General features: G+C 69.2%; 17 protein-coding genes. 4 read left to right on the forward strand and 13 right to left on the reverse strand.

From position 1 onward, the window contains the following. Positions 1 to 116: 116 nt before the first annotated feature. A complete protein-coding gene (locus DMC61_RS17245) occupies positions 117 to 1,133 on the forward strand; it encodes an autoinducer 2 ABC transporter substrate-binding protein (protein ID WP_199750020.1) in 1,017 nt (338 codons plus the stop codon). A gap of 1 nt (position 1,134) precedes the next feature. On the opposite strand, the gene DMC61_RS17250 is transcribed toward DMC61_RS17245, so the two are convergent. Beyond that, positions 1,135 to 2,343 (reverse strand): serine protease, encoded by a 1,209-nt coding sequence (locus tag DMC61_RS17250; protein WP_125690126.1) that lies wholly within the window; start codon positions 2,341 to 2,343, stop codon positions 1,135 to 1,137. Between the two features lie 4 nt (positions 2,344 to 2,347). Then, positions 2,348 to 3,112: a DUF4239 domain-containing protein gene (locus DMC61_RS17255; protein WP_125690127.1), complete on the reverse strand. Its 765-nt coding sequence runs from the start codon at positions 3,110 to 3,112 to the stop codon at positions 2,348 to 2,350. A gap of 454 nt (positions 3,113 to 3,566) precedes the next feature. Here DMC61_RS17255 and DMC61_RS17260 point away from each other — a divergent pair, with 454 nt between their 5' ends. Further along, positions 3,567 to 4,592, forward strand: a complete 1,026-nt coding sequence (locus DMC61_RS17260; protein WP_016332007.1) for a family 2 encapsulin nanocompartment cargo protein polyprenyl transferase — start codon at positions 3,567 to 3,569, stop codon at positions 4,590 to 4,592. A 57-nt stretch (positions 4,593 to 4,649) separates the two neighbouring features. Here the strand turns inward: DMC61_RS17260 and DMC61_RS17265 are convergent, their stop codons facing one another. Beyond that, positions 4,650 to 5,777, reverse strand: coding sequence for a CapA family protein (locus tag DMC61_RS17265; RefSeq protein ID WP_125690128.1), 1,128 nt, complete (start codon positions 5,775 to 5,777; stop codon positions 4,650 to 4,652). Between the two features lie 90 nt (positions 5,778 to 5,867). Here DMC61_RS17265 and DMC61_RS17270 point away from each other — a divergent pair, with 90 nt between their 5' ends. Next, positions 5,868 to 6,287 carry a hypothetical protein gene (locus tag DMC61_RS17270; protein WP_125690129.1) on the forward strand — a complete coding sequence of 140 codons (420 nt, stop codon included), beginning with the start codon at positions 5,868 to 5,870 and terminating at the stop codon, positions 6,285 to 6,287. Positions 6,288 to 6,418: 131 nt separating this feature from the next. Here DMC61_RS17270 and DMC61_RS17275 read toward each other — a convergent pair whose 3' ends face one another. From DMC61_RS17275 to DMC61_RS17300, 6 genes are all read right to left on the reverse strand, one after another. Then, on the reverse strand, positions 6,419 to 7,735 hold the full coding sequence (locus DMC61_RS17275) for a DNA polymerase IV (RefSeq protein ID WP_125690130.1): 1,317 nt from the start codon (positions 7,733 to 7,735) through the stop codon (positions 6,419 to 6,421). Continuing rightward, positions 7,722 to 8,045 (reverse strand): transcriptional regulator, encoded by a 324-nt coding sequence (locus DMC61_RS17280; protein WP_063277051.1) that lies wholly within the window; start codon positions 8,043 to 8,045, stop codon positions 7,722 to 7,724. The genes DMC61_RS17275 and DMC61_RS17280 overlap by 14 nt, the downstream gene beginning before the upstream one ends. Beyond that, the gene (locus DMC61_RS17285; RefSeq protein WP_016332003.1) at positions 8,042 to 8,671 is read right to left on the reverse strand and encodes a hypothetical protein; all 630 of its coding nucleotides are present in this window, start codon (positions 8,669 to 8,671) and stop codon (positions 8,042 to 8,044) included. The genes DMC61_RS17280 and DMC61_RS17285 overlap by 4 nt, the downstream gene beginning before the upstream one ends. Positions 8,672 to 8,691: 20 nt before the next feature. Then, on the reverse strand, positions 8,692 to 9,423 hold the full coding sequence (locus DMC61_RS17290; RefSeq protein WP_016332002.1) for an ABC transporter permease: 732 nt from the start codon (positions 9,421 to 9,423) through the stop codon (positions 8,692 to 8,694). Beyond that, positions 9,420 to 10,322, reverse strand: a complete 903-nt coding sequence (locus DMC61_RS17295; protein ID WP_125690131.1) for an ABC transporter ATP-binding protein — start codon at positions 10,320 to 10,322, stop codon at positions 9,420 to 9,422. Before DMC61_RS17295 ends, DMC61_RS17290 begins: the two co-directional genes overlap by 4 nt. Before the next feature lie 142 nt (positions 10,323 to 10,464). Continuing rightward, a complete protein-coding gene (locus tag DMC61_RS17300) occupies positions 10,465 to 12,021 on the reverse strand; it encodes an alpha/beta hydrolase (RefSeq protein ID WP_125690132.1) in 1,557 nt (518 codons plus the stop codon). A 291-nt stretch (positions 12,022 to 12,312) separates the two neighbouring features. Between DMC61_RS17300 and DMC61_RS17305 the strand changes: the two genes are divergently transcribed. Beyond that, a complete protein-coding gene (locus DMC61_RS17305; protein WP_125690133.1) occupies positions 12,313 to 13,485 on the forward strand; it encodes a macrolide family glycosyltransferase in 1,173 nt (390 codons plus the stop codon). A 69-nt stretch (positions 13,486 to 13,554) separates the two neighbouring features. Here the strand turns inward: DMC61_RS17305 and DMC61_RS17310 are convergent, their stop codons facing one another. Genes DMC61_RS17310 through DMC61_RS17325 form a run of 4 tightly spaced genes read right to left on the reverse strand, consistent with a single transcriptional unit; the run spans position 13,555 to position 17,893 of the window. After that, a complete protein-coding gene (locus tag DMC61_RS17310; RefSeq protein ID WP_125690134.1) occupies positions 13,555 to 15,282 on the reverse strand; it encodes an aminotransferase class V-fold PLP-dependent enzyme in 1,728 nt (575 codons plus the stop codon). Next, complete coding sequence (locus DMC61_RS17315; RefSeq protein WP_125690135.1) at positions 15,279 to 16,046, reverse strand: amino acid ABC transporter ATP-binding protein; 768 nt, start codon at positions 16,044 to 16,046, stop codon at positions 15,279 to 15,281. Before DMC61_RS17315 ends, DMC61_RS17310 begins: the two co-directional genes overlap by 4 nt. After that, positions 16,039 to 16,938, reverse strand: a complete 900-nt coding sequence (locus DMC61_RS17320; protein WP_125690136.1) for an amino acid ABC transporter permease — start codon at positions 16,936 to 16,938, stop codon at positions 16,039 to 16,041. Before DMC61_RS17320 ends, DMC61_RS17315 begins: the two co-directional genes overlap by 8 nt. After that, a complete protein-coding gene (locus DMC61_RS17325; protein ID WP_125690137.1) occupies positions 16,925 to 17,893 on the reverse strand; it encodes an ABC transporter substrate-binding protein in 969 nt (322 codons plus the stop codon). The genes DMC61_RS17320 and DMC61_RS17325 overlap by 14 nt, the downstream gene beginning before the upstream one ends. Positions 17,894 to 17,987 lie beyond the last annotated feature (94 nt).

Here is a 17,987-nt window from a genome sequence, read left to right on the forward strand (position 1 = left end):
ACCCTTTGCGCTCATCCGGTTGACCGGGGTAACCAGGAGCCCTAGTTTCGCCGGAGGTCTCCACCGCGCGTAGACCGATCGGCTGGTTCAGATGGTTCCGTGACTATGGGGTGGAGATGCGAGGGCCGACGAAGACGCTCGTCGTTGCCACTGTGCTCGCTTTGGGCATGGTGTTCGGGCTGGCGGGCTGTGACGGCGAAGAACCGGCGGGCATGGCGGCCAAGCCGATCCGGATCGCGTTCGTGCCGAAGGTCGCCGGCATCCCGTACTTCGAGGCGATGAACACCGGCGGGCAGGCCGCGGCCAAGCAGCTCGGTGTCGAATGGAGCTCGACCGGTCCGGCGACGGTGGACCCCGCGGCGCAGGTCTCGATCGTCCGCGGGCTCGTCGACCAGCAGGTGGACGTCATCGCGATCGCGCCGAACGACCCCAGGGCGATCGCGCCCGCGATCACCGACGCGCGGGCCAAGGGCGTCCACGTGATCACTTCGGACACCGACGCGCCCGGCACCGATCGCGAGCTCTTCGTCAATCAGGCGACCCCGGAAGGCATCGGCAAGGCGCTCACCGACGCGCTGATGAAGAAGATGGGGAACGCGGGCAAGTACGCGATCGTCTCCTGTGGCGAGACGGCCGAGAACCTCAACGCGTGGATCGCCGTTCAGCGCGCCTATACGGCTACCGCGTATCCCCATGCCCAGCTCGTCGAGACGGTCTACGCCGGCGAGGACAAGGACAACGCCACCGCGCTCGCCAAACAGCTGATGACCAAGTACCCGGACCTCACCGGCCTGGTCGGCGAATGCACGACGTCCGCGCCCGGCGTCGCCGAAGCGGTCCGCTCGCAGCAGAAGATCGGCCGCGTCTTCACCGTCGGCGTCGGGACACCGCAGGCGATCAAGCCGTACCTGCTGGACGGTTCCGCGTCGCTTTCGGTGCTGTGGAACGTCGAATCGCTCGGCTACCTCACCGCATGGGCGGGCAAGCAGATCGCCGAGGGCAAACGGCCCGGCCCGTCGAACAAGGTCAACCTCGAACTCCCCGCGATCAAGTACGAGGAAGACACGAAGACCCTGCTGCTGGGCGACCCGCTCCTGATCACGCGCGAGAACGTGGACCAGTTCAAGTACTGACTCACCGGGCCCGCCGGACGGCACCGGCCGCCGCGCCACCGCCGAGGATCAGGACCAGCGCGGTCAATCCCCAGCGCCGTTTCTCCTTCGTACGGGCGTGCGGGTCGACCTCCTCCGCCGTTTCCTTCCGTTCCCTGGGCGCCACCGAACGAGCGGGCCTCGGCGCGGAAACCGGCGGCTGCGGCATCACCTGAGGAGCGGACGTGGGCGCCGGGCTCGACGACGGCGTAGGGCTCGGTGAAGAAGACGGACTGGGCGACGGCGGCGAGGAACTGGAAGTAGGCGTGGGGGAAGGAGAAGACGTCGGCGTAGGTGCCGGCGTCGGCTTCGGAGGCTCGGGTTTGGGTGGTTCAGGTTTGGGCGGTTCAGGCTTGGGCGGCTCGGGCGCGGTGAGGCAGCCCGCGGCGTCCGAACCCGCCAGCGGTGGTCCTGAAAGCACCACGCTCACCTGCCCGCTCCGGTCCAGCCGGTAGAGCACGCTGCGCCCGCCGATCCGGTTCGCCGTGGCGTACAGGGCACCGTCGCGACCGAGCACGACCGAGCCGTAGACGTCGGCGGGCGGGAAACGCGCGTCTTCGGCCTCACGGACCTTGCCGGTTTCCGGGTCGATGGTGATCACGGCGCCCTTTCCGCGCCAGGTGGTGGAAACCCCGTACAGCAATCCGTTGTGGTACGCGAAATCGTTGACGTCGTGGGCGAGCGTGATCGGCCGCAGGAACACCGTCCGGATCACCCGCAGATACCGCTCCCCCGGCGTCAGGTCCACTGTGTACAGTGTGCCGTTCCTGAGCAGGTACCAGGAATTCCCGCCGATCGCGCCGGCGGTCACCCCCGCGACGGGGCTCCACAGCGGCAGCCGGTTCCCGGCACGGGTGATCGGGCCGAGGTCCTGGGTCTTCCCCTCCCGGTCGATCGTCACCGCGTGCGCGCCCCGGCTGAGTCCTTCGGCGACGCCGAAGACCAGATTCCGTGTCGCGGAGTAGCCGAGCGCGTTGAGCCGGTAGCCCGGCTCGGTCACCCGTGACGTCGTACCCGAGCCGACGTCGAGCCAGCGCAGCTTCGACTTCCCGTACGACCCGGTCTCCGCCTGCACTACCAGGCAGGACTCGGCGGCTCGCGCGGCCATCGGCGCCAGCAGCGCCGACGCCCCCACCAGCCCGGCGACGGCCACCGTCGCCGCCCCCCGGGTCACCCGGTCCACTGTGCTCACCGGCTCAAGAGATCCTCGCCAGCGCGGCGGTGAACGCGTCCGGCGGGATCCGCACCCCACCCCCGAACGGGTTCTGCAGCTGGTAGATCGCGAACAGCAGCAACGTGACCGTGCCGGCCAGGGTGGACACGATCACCAGATGCGCGGCCAGCCGGGTACCGCCGAACAGGTTGGGCAGCAGTGCCGAGATCAGGCTGCCGAGAATGAGCGCGAACCACACGACGCCGCCGACCCGGCCGCCCACGACCGCGTTGAGCCGCTCCTGCCGGGCCTCGTAGACCTGCCAGAGCTGTGTGTTCGCCTCGGTCTTGCGCTCGCGGAGCCAGTCGTCGTCCGTCGGGGCCTTGTCCACCGCCTTGCGCAACCGGTCGAGCAGCGTCCAGCCGGTGTCCGGAAGGGTCGTCTCGCCCCCGGCCATCAGCGGCCATTCCTTCTGCTCGACCGTGGTCATGTACTCGGTGCTCAGCTTCCGCACCTCGTCCTTGACCTCGGTCCCCAGCGAGTCGGCGGCCCAGACGGCGGCGACCAGGCTGTCCGCTTCGTGGTACGAGCCCTCGCGCGCCGCGCTCGCGGAGTCGAAGAGGGAGATCAGGATGAACGCGACCAGGACGGCGTGCAGCCCGCCGACGATGGTGAACACCTGGCCGGCGGCGTCGTTGTTGTCGGGCCGTCCTTCGTCCCAGCCGAATTTGCGGACGAGGTAGCCGACGAGACCCGCGAGGGCCGCCGCGCCGACGACCCAGGCGATGCCGGTCAGGTAAATGCCCATTCGAGTCCTTCCAGGCGGAGACTGCTGAAACTAGTTCACGCTTCGCCGAACGGAAAAGACCGGTTGAATCAATTCATACCTGCGGCGGACCGACACCAGTCGATCATCACCGGCTCGGCCCAATTTCCCACGACTCGAAACCATTTCCGACACGCGCCGGAAAGGCCCGTCACCGGTCGGAGAGCGCGGCTTCACGACCGAGTGAGCGGCCACCACGAGAAGTCACCACCCTCGTCCCGTACCGGCATTTCGCGCGGTGACGGCACCCGATCGGCCGTCCGGCACCGCGCATCCGGCCCAATCCGGCAAACAGGTGAACCTCTCCGTAGACCCGATCGAGTTGTTTGACCCGGCATTACCCCTTGCTATGTTGATTTTGCGCCCACCCCACTCGAATGGGTATCCGCGAATTGCGAAAAATCGCGGCTCACCGGGTCGAATGAAAGGGAGTCCGTTGACGACCATCGAGACCCATACCGGCGCCCGGCCCGCCGGTGAGGTACTGACCTGGAGCCGGAATCTGCTCGATCCGGCACTGCGTGAGGCCGTCGACGGATTGCCCGAATCGATGCGGCTCATCGCCGGCTACCACTTCGGCTGGTGGGACGAACACGGCCGTCCGTCCACTTCGGACAGCGGGAAGGCCTTGCGGCCCGCATTGGCGTTGTTGTCGGCTCAAGCGGTCGGCGGCGACGCCGAGATCGCCGTCCCGGTGGGCGTCGCGGTGGAGATGGTGCACAACTTCTCCCTGCTGCACGACGACGTGATGGACTCCGACACCACACGGCGGCACCGCCCGACGGCCTGGACCGTTTTCGGCACCGGCGCGGCGATCCTCGCCGGGGACGCCTTGCTGTGCCGGGCCTTCGAGGTGCTGGCGCCGTTCGGGCAGACCGCGTTGCGGGTGCTCAGCACCGCCGTGATCGACCTGCTGGAAGGGCAGAGCGCGGATCTGAAATTCGAGGAACGCGGTGACGTCGACACCGCCGAATGCGTGCGCATGGCCGAGGGGAAGACCGGCGCGTTGCTCGGGGCGTCGTGCACGCTCGGGGCGCTGGCCGGAGAAGGGAGGCAGGATCAGATCGACCGGCTGACCGAGTACGGGAGGGCACTCGGGCTGGCGTTCCAGCACATCGACGATCTCCTCGGGATCTGGGGTGATCCGGCGGTGACCGGGAAACCGGTCCACTCGGATCTTTCCAACCGGAAGAAGTCCCTGCCGGTGGTGGCCGCGCTCCACTCGGGGACGGACGCCGGGCGAGAGCTGGATGCCTTGTACCGCAAGGAAAGTCTCGACGCCGCGGAGTTGCCCCACGCGGCGGAGCTGGTGGACCGGGCGGGCGGCCGGACGTGGAGCCAGGAGCAGGCCGACGCGCTCCTGACCGGCGCGCTGCACCATCTCGCCGTCTCGAACCCGGTGCCCCGCCCAGGCGCCGAGCTCGCGGCCCTCGCGAAACTGGTGGTGCGGCGACGTTATTGAAGGCGGGCGCGGTAAGGCAGGGGTGGGCAGGGAAGAGCCCACCCCTGTCCCCTCAGCTCAGCGACCGGGACGGGTCAGGCCCTTGTCCGCGGCGCCACGGCTGAGGACGACCTCGTCGGTGGCCTTGAGCGCTTCCGCGCCGGCGTTCCCGGCCGGTCCCGCGGTCAGGTCGAGCAACCGGATCGGCGGGCCGAGCTGGACCAGCGTCGGAACGTACTCGGCCTTGTCGACCTTCCAGCGTTCGCCGTCCCGTACGAACCGGAACCGCGCCGCGGCGCCCTGTTCGGTTGAGCCCTTCGGCTCCGAATGCCGGGCGACGCTGTTGCCGAGACCGTAGGCGACCCACTTGCCGTTGATCTGCTCGAAGGGCTGCACGACGTGCGCGTGGTGGCCGATGATCAGGTCGATCGAGTCGTCACCGAGGAGTTTCTTCGCCAGCGTGCGCTGTTCGGCGGTCGGGTCGTGCTGGTATTCGGTGCCCCAGTGCAGGCTCGCGAGGACGACCTGGGCGCCCGCCTTCCGCGCGGCCTTGGCCTGGGAGATCACGTCTTCGGCGTCGATCTGGTTGACCAGCCAGGGTTTGCCCGCGGGCACCTTGATCCCGTTGAACCCGTAGGAGAAGGAAATCTGCGCGACCTTGACGCCGTTGACGTCGACGATCAGCGGCTTCTTCGCCTCTTCGGCCGAACGCGCCGAACCGGTGTGCTTGATCCCCGCCTCGTCGAGTTTGTCCAGCGTGCGTGTGGCGCCGTCCACACCTTGGTCGATCGTGTGGTTCGACGCCGTCGAGCAGTTGTCGTACCCGGTGTCCTTGAGCGCGTCGACGATTTCGGGCGGCGCGCTGAAGGACGGGTAGCCGCTGTACGGCCCGCCTTTGGGCGCGAGCGGGGTCTCGAGGTGGCAGATGCCGAGGTCGGCCCCGGAGATCAGCGGCTTGATCCCGGCCAGTAGCGGCCGGTAGTCGATCTTGCCGCCACCGTCCTCCTTCGCCTGCTCGGTCAGCGCGGGGTGGATCAGCACGTCACCGGTGGCGACCACGGTGAACGACCCGTCCGGCGCCTGGCTCGCCTGCGGCGCTTCGGGCGCGGCGGGCGGTTGCCGCTGCTCAGGGGTGCCGCTGCACGCGGCGAGCAGGACGGCGGCGCCGAGGAGGGCGGTGGCTTGACGGAGGCGGGAGCTGAACATCGATTCCCTCGATCGGGTGACAGTCCCCTCCATCCTGCCTTACGCGCGGTCACTGGACAGCGTCACGCCTGGTCGCGCAGTATCGCTGCCATGACCGCGCGCCCCCGGTTCGGCCTGATCGCTTTCGTCGTCGCCGTGTTCTGGCTGACCGCGGCCTGCGGATCTTCGGCCGACCGGACGACGGCGGACGGCACCGCCGGGGCGATCGCGAACGCGATGACCGACGGCGACAATCCCGCGCTACTGGCCTTGACCTGCCCGCGCACGCCGGACAAGCCCGCCGCTCCCGACAAGCTGGTCTCCGGCGAAACACCGGTCACCGTCGGCAGTGTGGATCAGAAGGGACAGGCCGCGATGGTCGTCCTGAACGACCAGCGGAACGAGAAACGCGCATACGGCGCCCTGCTGATCGAAGGCGACGACGGGAATTGGTGCATCTTCGGCTTCCGCAACTGCCCTCGCGAGGTGCAGGTGACCAGCTCGAATTTCGTGACGGTCTGCCGCGGCTGACTCGGCCGGAGGCCGCACACCGTGATCGCTCTTCAATCACGTGAGTTCGCCGCCCAATCACGCGTGTGCGCCGTCTGATCACGCGTGTGCGCCGTCTGATCACGCGTGTGCGCCGTCTGATCACGGGGCCCTCAGGCCAGGCAGTCGCCGGGTTCTCCCCGGCGCAGCGCCGGATCCTCCTGAGTGAAGGTCCGCGCGACCCCAGGCCCGCTGGATCGCGTCTCGAACCGGACGGTCACCCGGCCGTGCCCGGCGCCCTGCACCCAGCCGGTGCCGAACTCGTCGTGCACGACGTCGTCGCCGGGCCGCCAAGTCGACGCGACCACGGGCGCCGGCGCGGGCGCCCGCTCGACCACCGGCACGTCCGGAGCCGGCACGGAAAGCGTGAACAGCGGATCCTGATGCGGTACCGAAAGCCCGGACAACGCGACACCGGCCAGCCGCACCCCGCCGAATTCGGTCGGGTCGATCAGCAGCCGTTCCGCCATCGCGGCGAGCTGGTCGAATTCGTCGGTGGGCGAGGCCATCGTCTCCGAACGCGTCACCGTGCTGAAGTCGGTGTGCCGCAGTTTCACCACCACCGTCCGCGCGACCCGGCCGGCGTTGACGAGCCGCCGGTGCGCGTGCACGGCGAGGTCGCGGACCTCGCGCCGCAGGCTCGGCAGGTCGATCAGGTCCCGGTCGAAGGTCGTCTCCGCGCTGACCTGCTTGAGTTCCGCGCGGTCGGACACCGGCCGGTCGTCGACACCGGTGGCCAGCCGCCGCAGATCCCGCCCGACCACACTGCCCAAAGTGGACACCGCGTCGGCGTCGGAGAGCGCGGTCAGCTGCCCCAGCGTCCGGACGCCGATCGCCCGCAGTTTCCCCTCCGCCACCGGGCCGATCCCCCACAGCACCCTGGTCGGCAGCGGGGCGAGGAAATCGCGTTCGGTGCCCTGGTCGACGACGAGCAGCCCGTCCGGTTTCGCCAGATCCGAAGCGACCTTCGCGACCTGTTTCCCCGACGCCGCCCCGATCGACGCGACCAGGCCGATGTCGGAGCGGATGTGCTCCCGCAGGCGCGCGCCGAACTCCCGCACGTCTTCCGACGACGCGCCGACCAGCGACGGCGGTTCCGCGAAGGCCTCGTCGAGGGAGATCCGTTCCAGCACGGGCGCGTACGTGGCGACGAGGTCGAACACCCGGGTGCTCAGCAGTTCGTACAGTTTGAACCGCGGCGGCAGGATGACCCCGTTCGGCGGCAGCAGCCGCCGGGCCTGCGACATCGGCATCGCCGATTTGATCCCGTGTTCGCGCGCCTGGTAGCTCGCCCCGGCGACCACGCCGCGCGGGCCCGCGCCGCCGACCAGGACCGGACGGTGCGCCAGGGTCGGCCGGGTCAGCTGTTCACAGGAGGCGTAGAACGCGTCCATGTCCAGGTGGATGACCCACCGGTCATGCCCGCCCATCGCCCGGCACCTCGAGAAGACGGTGCAGGGCCTTCGTGTACTCCTCGAACGCGGCCCGGCCGCGGGTGGTCAGCTCGACCAGCGTCACCGGCGTGCGATGTTCGAAGGCCTTGGTGATCCCGACGTAGCCGGCGTCCTCGAGTTTGCGCAGATGCGTCGACAGGTTGCCCGGCGTCATGTCCAGCAGTTGCTGCAACCGCGGGAAGGTGATGCTGTCCCCCGGCCCCAGGCTCGACAGGGCCACCGTGACCCGCAGCCGCGCCTGCGCGTGGATCACCGGATCGAGCTGGGGCAGCCCGTCGTCGGTCATCGCGCCCGTACCAGGAAGACCAGGGACGCCACCAGGAAGCCACCGCCGCCCGCGACGCTCAGCACGAGGAAGTTGTACGGTCCCCCGGCCAGCACGCTCGCCGCGCCGCACGCGATGATCCACACGCCGAGGCCGTACTGCAGTTTGCTCTGCCACAGCATTCCGCCGGCGAGGTACATCAGGCCGGTCAGCATGAGCGCGGTCCCGGACCACAGCAACGGGATCAGGTCGGCGTCGATGCCCAGCCGGATCAGCGCGGTGTTCACCACCGTCAGCCCGCCGAACGCGATCATCCAGCTCCACCCGTACATCGCGCCGACGAGCCGGGACGGGCCGTGCACGCCGCGGCTCGAACGGATGCCGTAGATCGCCGAGTACGTCATGGCCCCGGCGAAACCGACGACGGTGAGCACGGCGGCGACCCACAGCGGCATCAGGGCGGTCGGCGGGGCGGAGACGTAGATCAGCCCGAAGCCGAACAGCCACACCAGACCCCAGACGCCGAGCAGCACGGCCGGATTCGGCCCGATCTCGCGCCGGGTCCGCTCGGCCTGCGTGGCGATGAGCGCGAGCGACTCCTCGGGCGTCATCGGCCGCTCGTCGCCGTCCCGTTCATCCTCCACCACTTGGGAAAACTAACACGGGTTCACAGCCTCGCCGTGTCGAGCCGGAACCTCGCCATCACCACGAGCGCGGGCACCACCAGCCACGCCGCGAGCACTCCGGCGGCGGTCAGCAGGCCCGAACCGCCGAGCACCGGCGCGCGGCCGATCTCGCCGAGCCAGTACGTCGGCATGAGGTGCCCGGCGGTGTTCATCCAGCCGGGCAGGACCTGCAGCGGGATCCACAATCCGCCGAACATGCCCAGCGGCAGCATCAGCGCGCCGGTCACGGCCTGGACGGTGTCGCCCTTGCCGAACAGGCCGATCATCAGGCCCAGTACGGCGAAGGGCAGCGTCCCGAGCCACAGCGTGCCGAAGATCGTGAGCCACTGGCCGGTTTCGAGCCGGATGCCGCGGATCATCCCGGCCGCGAAGATCACCAGCAGGACGGGCAAGGCGACGAACAATCCGGCCGCCACCTTGACCATCAGGTAGCCGGGCGCCCGCAACGGGGTCAGCCGCAGGGTGCGCTGCCAGCCGTCGGTGCGTTCGGTGGCGACGCGGGTGCCGGTGAACAGCGCGGCGGTCATGGCGCCGTACGCGGCCATGTTCACCATGGTCACGGTCGCGGTCGAGATGCCAGGGGCGATCTCGCGGGCGCCGAAGATGCCGCCGAACAACAGGAACATCGCCAGCGGCATACCGATGGTGAACAACGCGAACTGCGGGCTGCGCACGATGCGCTTGATCTCCAGCGCGAGGTAGGCCGGGTTCATCTCAAGGCTCCTTCAGCCTCATCGGCGGTCAGCGCGATGAAGGCTTCTTCCAGTCCCACAGCGGTGATTTCGATGTTCGCGGCGAGCGGGAACTCGCGCAGCAGGCCGCGGATGGCGGCGTCGGAGTCGGCACAGTTCAGTTCCGCGTGCCCCGCGCGCAACACGGCTCGCGAGACCCCGGGCAGCGCGGCGAGCGCGGCTTGGGTGGCGTCCGGGACGACGGCGCGCAGCACCCGCCCGGCGACCGCGGCCCGCACGTCGCCGACGGGACCGTCCGCGACGACCCGGCCGTGCCGCATGAGCACGACGCGGTCGGCGTAATCCTCGGCCTCGGCGAGGTAATGCGTCGCGAAGAGGACGGTGCGGCCCGTCCCGGTGAACTCGCGCATCGACGCCCAGAACCGGCGCCGCCCGTCGACGTCCATGGCCGCGGTGGGTTCGTCGAGCACCAGCAGATCCGGATCGCCGACCAGTGCGAGCGCGAACCGGACCCGCTGCTGCTCGCCGCCGGAGAGCTTGCCGCAGCGGCGGTTCGCGTACTCGGTGACGCCCGCCCGCTTGAGCACCTCGCGGACCGGCAGCGGATTCCGGTGCAGCGACGCGAACAGGCCGACGAGTTCGGCGACCGTGGCGTCCCGCAGCAGCGTCCCGTTCTGCGCCATCGCGCCGACCATCCCCCGGTCCATCGCCTCGGCCGCGCTGAGCCCGGCGACCCGGATCTGGCCGGAGTCCGGCCTGCTCAGCCCCAGCAGCATGTCGATGGTGGTCGACTTGCCCGCGCCGTTCGGCCCGAGCAGCGCCACCACCTCCCCTGGCGCGACCCGCACACTGACGTCTTCGACGGCCAGGACGTCACCGAAGCGCTTGACCAGCCCTTCGAGGCTGAACGCGTCCGCCATGACTCTCCCCCTTCGAGCACTCTGAACCACAAAGCTCACATGCACTTTGTAACACAAAGTCCCCTGACTCGGAAAGCTTGGAGCGCGTGAAGGCCCCCTTCCCTCGGCTGAGCCGAGGGAAGGGGGCCTTCACGCGCATCCTTTAGGCGGGCACCCGAGAGGTGGCGGCCTGAGGAACCGAAGCGGGTGCCGGAGGCGGCACCGGGAGCGGCAGCGGCGCGCATTCGACGTCGGCCGTGCGCCCCGGCTTGCGGTCGGGCAGCGCCCCGGTCGCCAGGTAATCGGCGATCCGGTTGTCGACGCAAGCGTTTCCGCGCGGGGTGATGGCGTGGCTCGTGCCGCCCGGCTCACCGATCAGGCGAGCGCCCGGGAACCGGCTGCGCACCTCGAGGCTGCCCTCGTACGGCGTCGCCGCGTCGAGCGTCTCGCCGATCATCAGCACGCTCGGCACCTTCGAGCCGTCGACCTTGACCGGCTTGGCGGGTTTCGCCGGCCAGAACAGGCAGGGCGCGTTGAACCAGGCGTTCTGCCAGGTGAAGTACGGCGCCTTCTCGTACGTCCGCCAGTTGTCGCGCTTCCACTGCTGCCAGCTCGGCGGCCACTTCACGTCCGTGCACTGGACGGCGAGGTAGACGGCGTACCCGTTGTCGTCGCCGCGACCGCCGAAGGCCTCGAACAGGCCCTTCATCGTCTGCCAGTCGCCGTTGTTGACGAACTTCGCGAGCGCGTCACCGAGCAGCGTCCACCGCAGCTGGTAGTACGACGCCTGCTGGAAGACGTCGAGGAGTTCGTCCGGCCCGATGAAACCGCCGGCCGGGACGGCGGCCACCTTCTTCAGTTGTTCATTGAAGACCTGCTTCACCGCGGCCTGCGTCTTGCCGAGGTGATAGACGCCGTCGTGCTGCGCGACCCAGCCGAACCAGATGTTGAGGTTGACGTCGAAGGCCACGTCCTGGTTGAGGTTCGCCTGGTACCAGACGTTGCGGGGGTCCACAGTGGAATCGAGGACCATCCGCCGGACGTGCTGCGGGAACAGCGTCCCGTAGACCTGGCCGAGGTAGGTGCCGTAGGAGTACCCGTAGAAGTTCAGCTGCTCCACGCGGAGCGCCTTGCGGATACTTTCCATGTCCTTGACCGTGTCGGTCGTCTTGATGTTCTCCAGCAGCGCGCGGCTGTTCTTCTCCGCGCACGCGTCGGCGTAGGACTTCGAGCGCTGCAGCCAGGTCTTCTCCAGCTGCCGCGTGGTCGGCACGTAGTTCGGCCGGTTGTAGTCCATGTAGTCGGGGATGCACGAAAGCGCGGGCTTGCTGGAGCCGACGCCGCGCGGGTCGAAGCCCACCCAGTCGTAGGCGTCACCGGCGCGGTTCGGCACGCGGGTGCCGCGGGTGGCGAGCAGCAGCCCGGAGCCACCCGGACCGCCGGGGTTGGTGAGCATGACGCCCTGATACTGCGCGTCGGGCGTCTTGTGCTTGACGCGGCTGAGCGCGAGCTGGATCTTCTCGCCGCGCGGCCTCGAATAGTCCAGCGGAACGGACAGGTAACCGCATTCGGCGCCGGCGTTGATCAACGTCGGGTCGGTGCAGGCTCCCCAGGTGATCGTCTCGACGGGCTGTGCCGCCTCCGCCGCGCCGGCGGGCGCGGTCACCGCGACCGAGGCGAGCGTGGCCGCGGCCAGCGCGGTGATGAGAACACGTCTCAAGGTTTCTCCCTTTCCCTCCAAAGGTGAAAGCCCCGAAACCCTATCCACGTCCGTGACCTGCGGAACCCTTCCGGCGAAGGTCCCTACCAACGGCGGGTCCCGATCGCGGCAAACCGGGCAACCGGTTAATCGGTTGGGATGCTTCGCCGACCTCGCTAGGCTGTCGATCATGATCTACTTCATCCGCCTGCGCACCGCCTGAGACGGCGTGACCGCAGGGCCGCCCGCGATCGGGAGGCCCCTTTTTCTGCGCGCCGTCTGACGTCCCTCCACGGATTCAGACAGGACATCATGCAGAACCAGCACATCGCCATGATCGGCTCCACCGCGCCGAGTCATATCTATCCCTCGCTGGCGATCATCCGTGAGCTGGTCGCTCGCGGGCACCGGGTCAGCTACGCCGTGGGCGAGCCGCTCACCGGGCTGATCGAGCCGACCGGGGCCGAGGTCGTCGCGCACCCGTCGATCCTCCCGCTCGGCGACCAGTCGGCGTGGCCGGAGGATCCGGCGTCGCAGATGCGGGTCTTCCTCGACGAGGGTATCCAGGCGATGCCGGTGCTCACCGATTTCTACGACGAGAACCGCCCGGACCTGCTGCTGTACGACATCGGCGGGCTTCCGGCGCCGCTGCTGGCCAGGCGGTACGGCGTGCCGGCGGTGCAGCTTTCCCCGACGTACGTCGCCTGGGAAGGCTACGAGGAGGACATGGGCGAGATCGTCACCGCGATCCGGACCTCACCGTCCGGAAAGGACTATTTCGCCACGTTCACCCGCTGGCTGAACGAAAACGGCATCGAGGCCGACGCCTGGGACTGGATCTCCCATCCGCCCCAGGTGCTCGCGCTGCTGCCGAGGGCGATGCAGCCGAACGTCGAACGGGTGCCGTCGACGGTCCGGTTCGTCGGCCCGGCGCTGGACCCGGAACGCCTCGCCGACCGGAGCTGGACCCCGCCGTCGAACGGCCGGAAAGTCCTCCTGATGTCGCTCGGCACGGCGTTCACCGACCAGCTCGACCTGTTCCGTGCCTGCGTGGACGGGTTCCGCGACTCGGACTGGCACGTGGTCATCTCGATCGGCCAGACCGATCCGGCCGCGCTCGGGCCGCTGCCGGAGCACATCGAGGTCCATCGGTTCGTGCCGCAGCTCGCGGTGCTGGAGGCCGCGTCGGCGTTCATCACGCACGCCGGTATGGGCGGCAGCACGGAATCGCTGTGGTACGGCGTGCCGACCGTCGCGATCCCGCTGGCCACCGACGGCTTCGGCAACGCGGCGAAACTGGCCGAACTCGGCGTCGGTGAGCAGCTGCCTGCCGACGAGGTGACGGCCTCGACGCTGCGGGCCGCTGTCGAGCGGGTCGCCGGGTCGGCCTCGGTGGCCGCGCGCCTGGCCGAGGTGCGGGCCGAGACGCGCGGGAACGGCGGGATCGACCGGGCCGCCGACGCGGTGGAGTCCTTCCTCGCGTAGCTCCCCAGTGCTATGAACGGTCCGTTCCTTGCAAATTTTGCAAGGAACGGACCGTTCATAGCACGCGCGTCAGGTGCCCCGGATCTCGTTCAGGTAGTTGTAGATCGTGTACCGCGTGACGTCGAGTTCCCCGGCGAGGTGGTCCACCGAGTCCTTGATGAGGAAGAAGCCCGCCTCGTCCAGTTCCCGGACCACGGCCGCCTTGTGCCGTTTCTTCATCAGGTCCACCGGGATCCCGGCCTTCGCCACCGCACGCCCGACCAGGAACCGCTGCAGGCTGTCGACGTCGGGCGGGAACGTCTCGGGCTCGTGCCCATTGGCCTTCGGCGCGCCGTCGGACAGCCGGTTGACGCACAGGCAGCCGATCGCGACCCCGTCGGCATCGCGCAGGAACAACGTCGACGAGCGGATCGCGCGCCCGTCGGGGCCGTGGGTCTCGTAGTTCGTCAGGTCCTGCGTGGTGCCGCGGCGGACGAGCCCGAGCAGCAGATCCGTCATCGGCCCGCCGACCGTCCGGCCGGTGAGGTCGCCCGCGATGGCGACGATCGAATCCGGCAGCCTGCTCAGATCGTGCAGCAGGACCTCGTTGCCCGGCCCCAGCATCGCCGCGAGCGCGTGCACCGCCGGGACGAGCGCGGTGAGCAGATCGCCGGACGCCGCCGACGCGATGACGGGCGTCTCGAAGACCCGGGCCGGTTTCTTCAGCCGGTCCAACGCCGAACGCACCTGTTCCGCCGCGCTCGCCGGAGTGGACGCGTGCGGCGACAGCCGGACGTGTTCCGGCCGCACGGTCGCCGCGATCCCGGCGTTCGCCAGCGCGGACCCCACCTGTTCGGCCGCGTGCCCCGGCAGGGTGAAGGCGAGGATCCCGGCCCGTCGCTCGACGGCCGAAACCACCTCGCCACCAACGGCTTTCACGACGTCTTCGAGTTCGCCGACCCGTTCGGCGATCCGCCCGGCGATGGCGCCGACACCCGCTTCCTCGACCAGTTCCAGCGCGGCCGCGAACGCCCCCGAGGTGATCGGGCTCAGGTTCGAGATCGACCACGCGGCCGCGGTGTCGTCGGCCGGGTGGATCTCGTCGTCGAACAGGCCGGGATCGCGGGCACCGGTCCAGCCGGAAAGGATCGGCTCCATCCGCTCCAGCGCGCGGTCGGACAGCACGGCGAAACCGGTGCCCCAGCCCGCCCGCAGCCACTTCTGCCCGCCGACGACGAGCACGTCCGCGACCTCCCACGGCGCCTCGGCCACCCCGAAGCCCTGGATCCCGTCCACCACGAGCAGCCGGTCCCCCACCGCCTCCCGGATCGCCGCCAGATCGGCGCGGTACCCGGTGCGGAAGTCGACCGCGCTCACGCTCACCAGCGACGTCTCCGGGGTCAGCGCCGCCTTGACCGCGTCCGCGGTGACGTTGCCCAGCGGCAGCCGCCGCACGGTCAGCCGGCCCGCCTGTTCCGCGCGCGCCCACGGGTAGGTGTTGGCCGGGAACTCCGCCGCCGACACCAGCGCCTCGCCGCCCGGCGCGTTGAACGCGGCCTGGAACAAGCCGAGACTGGTGTGCGGCAACAGCACCGTGTGGTCGGTGTCGCTGCCGGAAAGCCGCGCCGCGGCGGCCTTGGCCCTGGTCTCCTGCCGCATCAGGTCGTCCACTGTGGACGGACCAGCCTTGGTCGAGGCGTCGAGCAGGCTCGCCGTCGTGTCGAGCACGGCGTGCGAGGGCGGGCCGAACCGGGCGAAGTCGAGGTACCCGGCGGGCTCGCCGAACTGCAGCAGGTACCGCGGCGAGATCCGCGTCATGCGAGGACCCTGGCCAGGAACTGCTTGGTCCGCTCGTGCTTCGGGGCGCTCAGGATCTCCCCCGGCGGCCCGGTCTCGACGACCGTGCCGTCGGCCATGAACACCACCTCGTCCGCGGCCTCGGCCGCGAACCCCATTTCGTGCGTCACCACGACCATCGTCATCCCCTCCGCGGCCAACGTACCCATCACCGCCAGCACCTCGCCGACGAGTTCCGGATCCAGCGCCGACGTCGGCTCGTCGAACAGCATCAGCTTCGGTTTCATCGCGAGCGACCGGGCGATCGCGACCCGCTGCTGCTGCCCGCCGGAAAGCTGCGCCGGGTACGCGTCGGCGCGATGCGCGAGACCGACCCGGTCGAGCAGATCGAGCGCCTGCTCCCTGGCTTCCTCCATGGGGACGCCGAGCACCCGCACCGGCCCCTCGACGACGTTCTGCAGCGCCGTCCGGTGGCCGAACAGGTTGAACCGCTGGAACACCATGCCGATGTCGCGCCGCTGCCGGGCGACCTCGCGTTCCTTCAGCTCGTACAGCTTGCCGTCACGCAGCCGGAACCCGATCGGCTCGCCGTCGACCCAGACCTGCCCGGCGTCGATCGTCTCCAGATGGTTGACACAGCGCAGGAAGGTGCTCTTTCCTGCGCCGGACGGGCCGAGCAGGCATACGACCTGTCCTTTGTGGACTTCGAGGTCGATGCCGCCCAGCACCTCGGTGTGGCCGTAGCTTTTGCGGACGCCGACGGCCTTGAGCAGTGGCTCAGACACGTTCACTCCTCACCAGTGGCGCGGTGCGCAGGGCCTTGGCGGCGCGGGAGAACGGGCTCCGCGACCGGTCTTCGGAGTCGAAGGCGCGCTCCAGGTAGTGCTGCCCCACCCCGGCGACGGTCACCACGACCATGTACCAGACGGCGGCGGCCAGCAGGGTCTCCATCACCAGCAGGTTGTTGGACGAGATGTTGTTGGCGGCGTGGATCAGCTCGGTCACGCCGATCACCGACGCCATCGACGTGCCCTTGAGCATGTTGATGAAGTCGTTGCCGGTCGGCGGGATGATCACCCGCATCGCCTGCGGCAGCACCACGCGGCGCAGCGTCGCGCCCGGCGACATCCCGATCGACTTCGCCGCCTCGGTCTGTCCACTGTCGACACTGTTCAGCCCGGCGCGGACGATCTCCGCCATGTACGCGCTTTCGTTGAGCGCCAAGCCGAGCAGCGCGGCGGTGAACGCGGTGATCAGCACGTTGGTCTGCTCGTGCAGCAGATAACCGCCGAACGGCAGCGGGATCGAGATGAACTCGAAGACCAGCGCCAGGTTGTACCAGATCAGGATCTGCAGCAGCACCGGAAGCCCGCGGAACAGCCAGATGTAGCCCGCCGCGAACCAGCGCGCCACCGGATTCGCCGACCGGCGCATCAACGCGATCACGATCCCGATGACGATCGCCGAACCCTGCGCGATCACCGCGAGCAGCACGGTGTTGAGCAGACCGACCGCCATCACGCGGTACCACAGGAACTCCGGGACCGAATCCCACTGGATCTGCGCGTTGCCGAGCGCGATCCCGAGCAGGATCAGCAGCGTCAGGATGATCGCGCCGCTGACCCACCGGCCCCAGTGTTTGCGCCGGACGATCGGCAGCGGCTCAACTTCCGCCATTGAGCTTCGCCTCCTTGACCGCGCCTTGCTCGACGCCCCAGGCCTGGAGGATCTTGCCGTAGCCGCCGTCGGCGATCAGCAATTGCAGTGCCTTCTGGATCGACTCGGCGAGCGGCTTGTTCTCCTTGTTGACTCCGATCCCGTACGGACCGCCGTTGATCGGCTCGCCGGGGACGACCTCGAAGAACTTGCCCTCGCCCGCGGTCCGCGAGATGTAGACCGCACTGGGCAGGTCGTTGAGGATGGCGGCGACCCGGCCGGTGCGGAGCTGGTTCTGGTTCTGGGTGTCGGAATCGGTCGCGGTGACGGTCAACGCGGGCTTGCCCGCCTGCGTGCATTTGCCGTTCTGCTCTTCGGCGAACTTCTGGTGGCTCGTCCCCTGAACCACCGCGACGTTCTTGCCGCACAACGTGTCCGGCCCCGAGATCTGGTCGGGGTTGCCCTTGCGGACCATGATCGTGATGCCGGACGAGAAGTAGTCGACGAAATCGATCTGCGCCTGACGGGTCTTCGTGTCGTTCATCGCGGCCATCGTGAGGTCGACGCGGCCGGACTGGAGGCTCGTGATCAGCGAACCGAACGCCATGTCCTGGTGGTGCACGGTGACGCCCAGTTTCTTGCCGATGGCCTTGGCGAGGTCGACCTCGTAGCCGATCGGGGTCTTGCCGTCGGCGGCGTAGAAGTTGTTCGGCGCGGACTGCAGGTTCGACGCCAGGTGCAGCATCCCCGCCTGCGCGTACTTCGCGGGCAGGGTGCCGGCGACGGCGGCGTCCTTCTGGACGGACTCGATCAGCGCGGTCGTGTCCGGGATCGCGGCGGGCGCTCCCGGGGCCGCCGGTTCCTGGCCGCCGGCGCCGTCGGGCCCGCCTCCGCAGGCCGCGGTGACGAGCGCGGCCAGGCCGGTGAGCACGGCCAAGCGCCAGGTTCGGTTCAGAGTGAGCGGCGTCGACGGCATGACGGACCTCCACGGTGCCTCGGGTGGTCGCCGACGCTACAACTGGGTGTTGAAGAGGTCAACTGGGTGTTGAAATCTTGTCCTGTCGGATGTC

It is taken from the genome of Amycolatopsis sp. WAC 04169 (assembly GCF_003947535.1).
GTDB lineage: Bacteria > Actinomycetota > Actinomycetes > Mycobacteriales > Pseudonocardiaceae > Amycolatopsis > Amycolatopsis keratiniphila.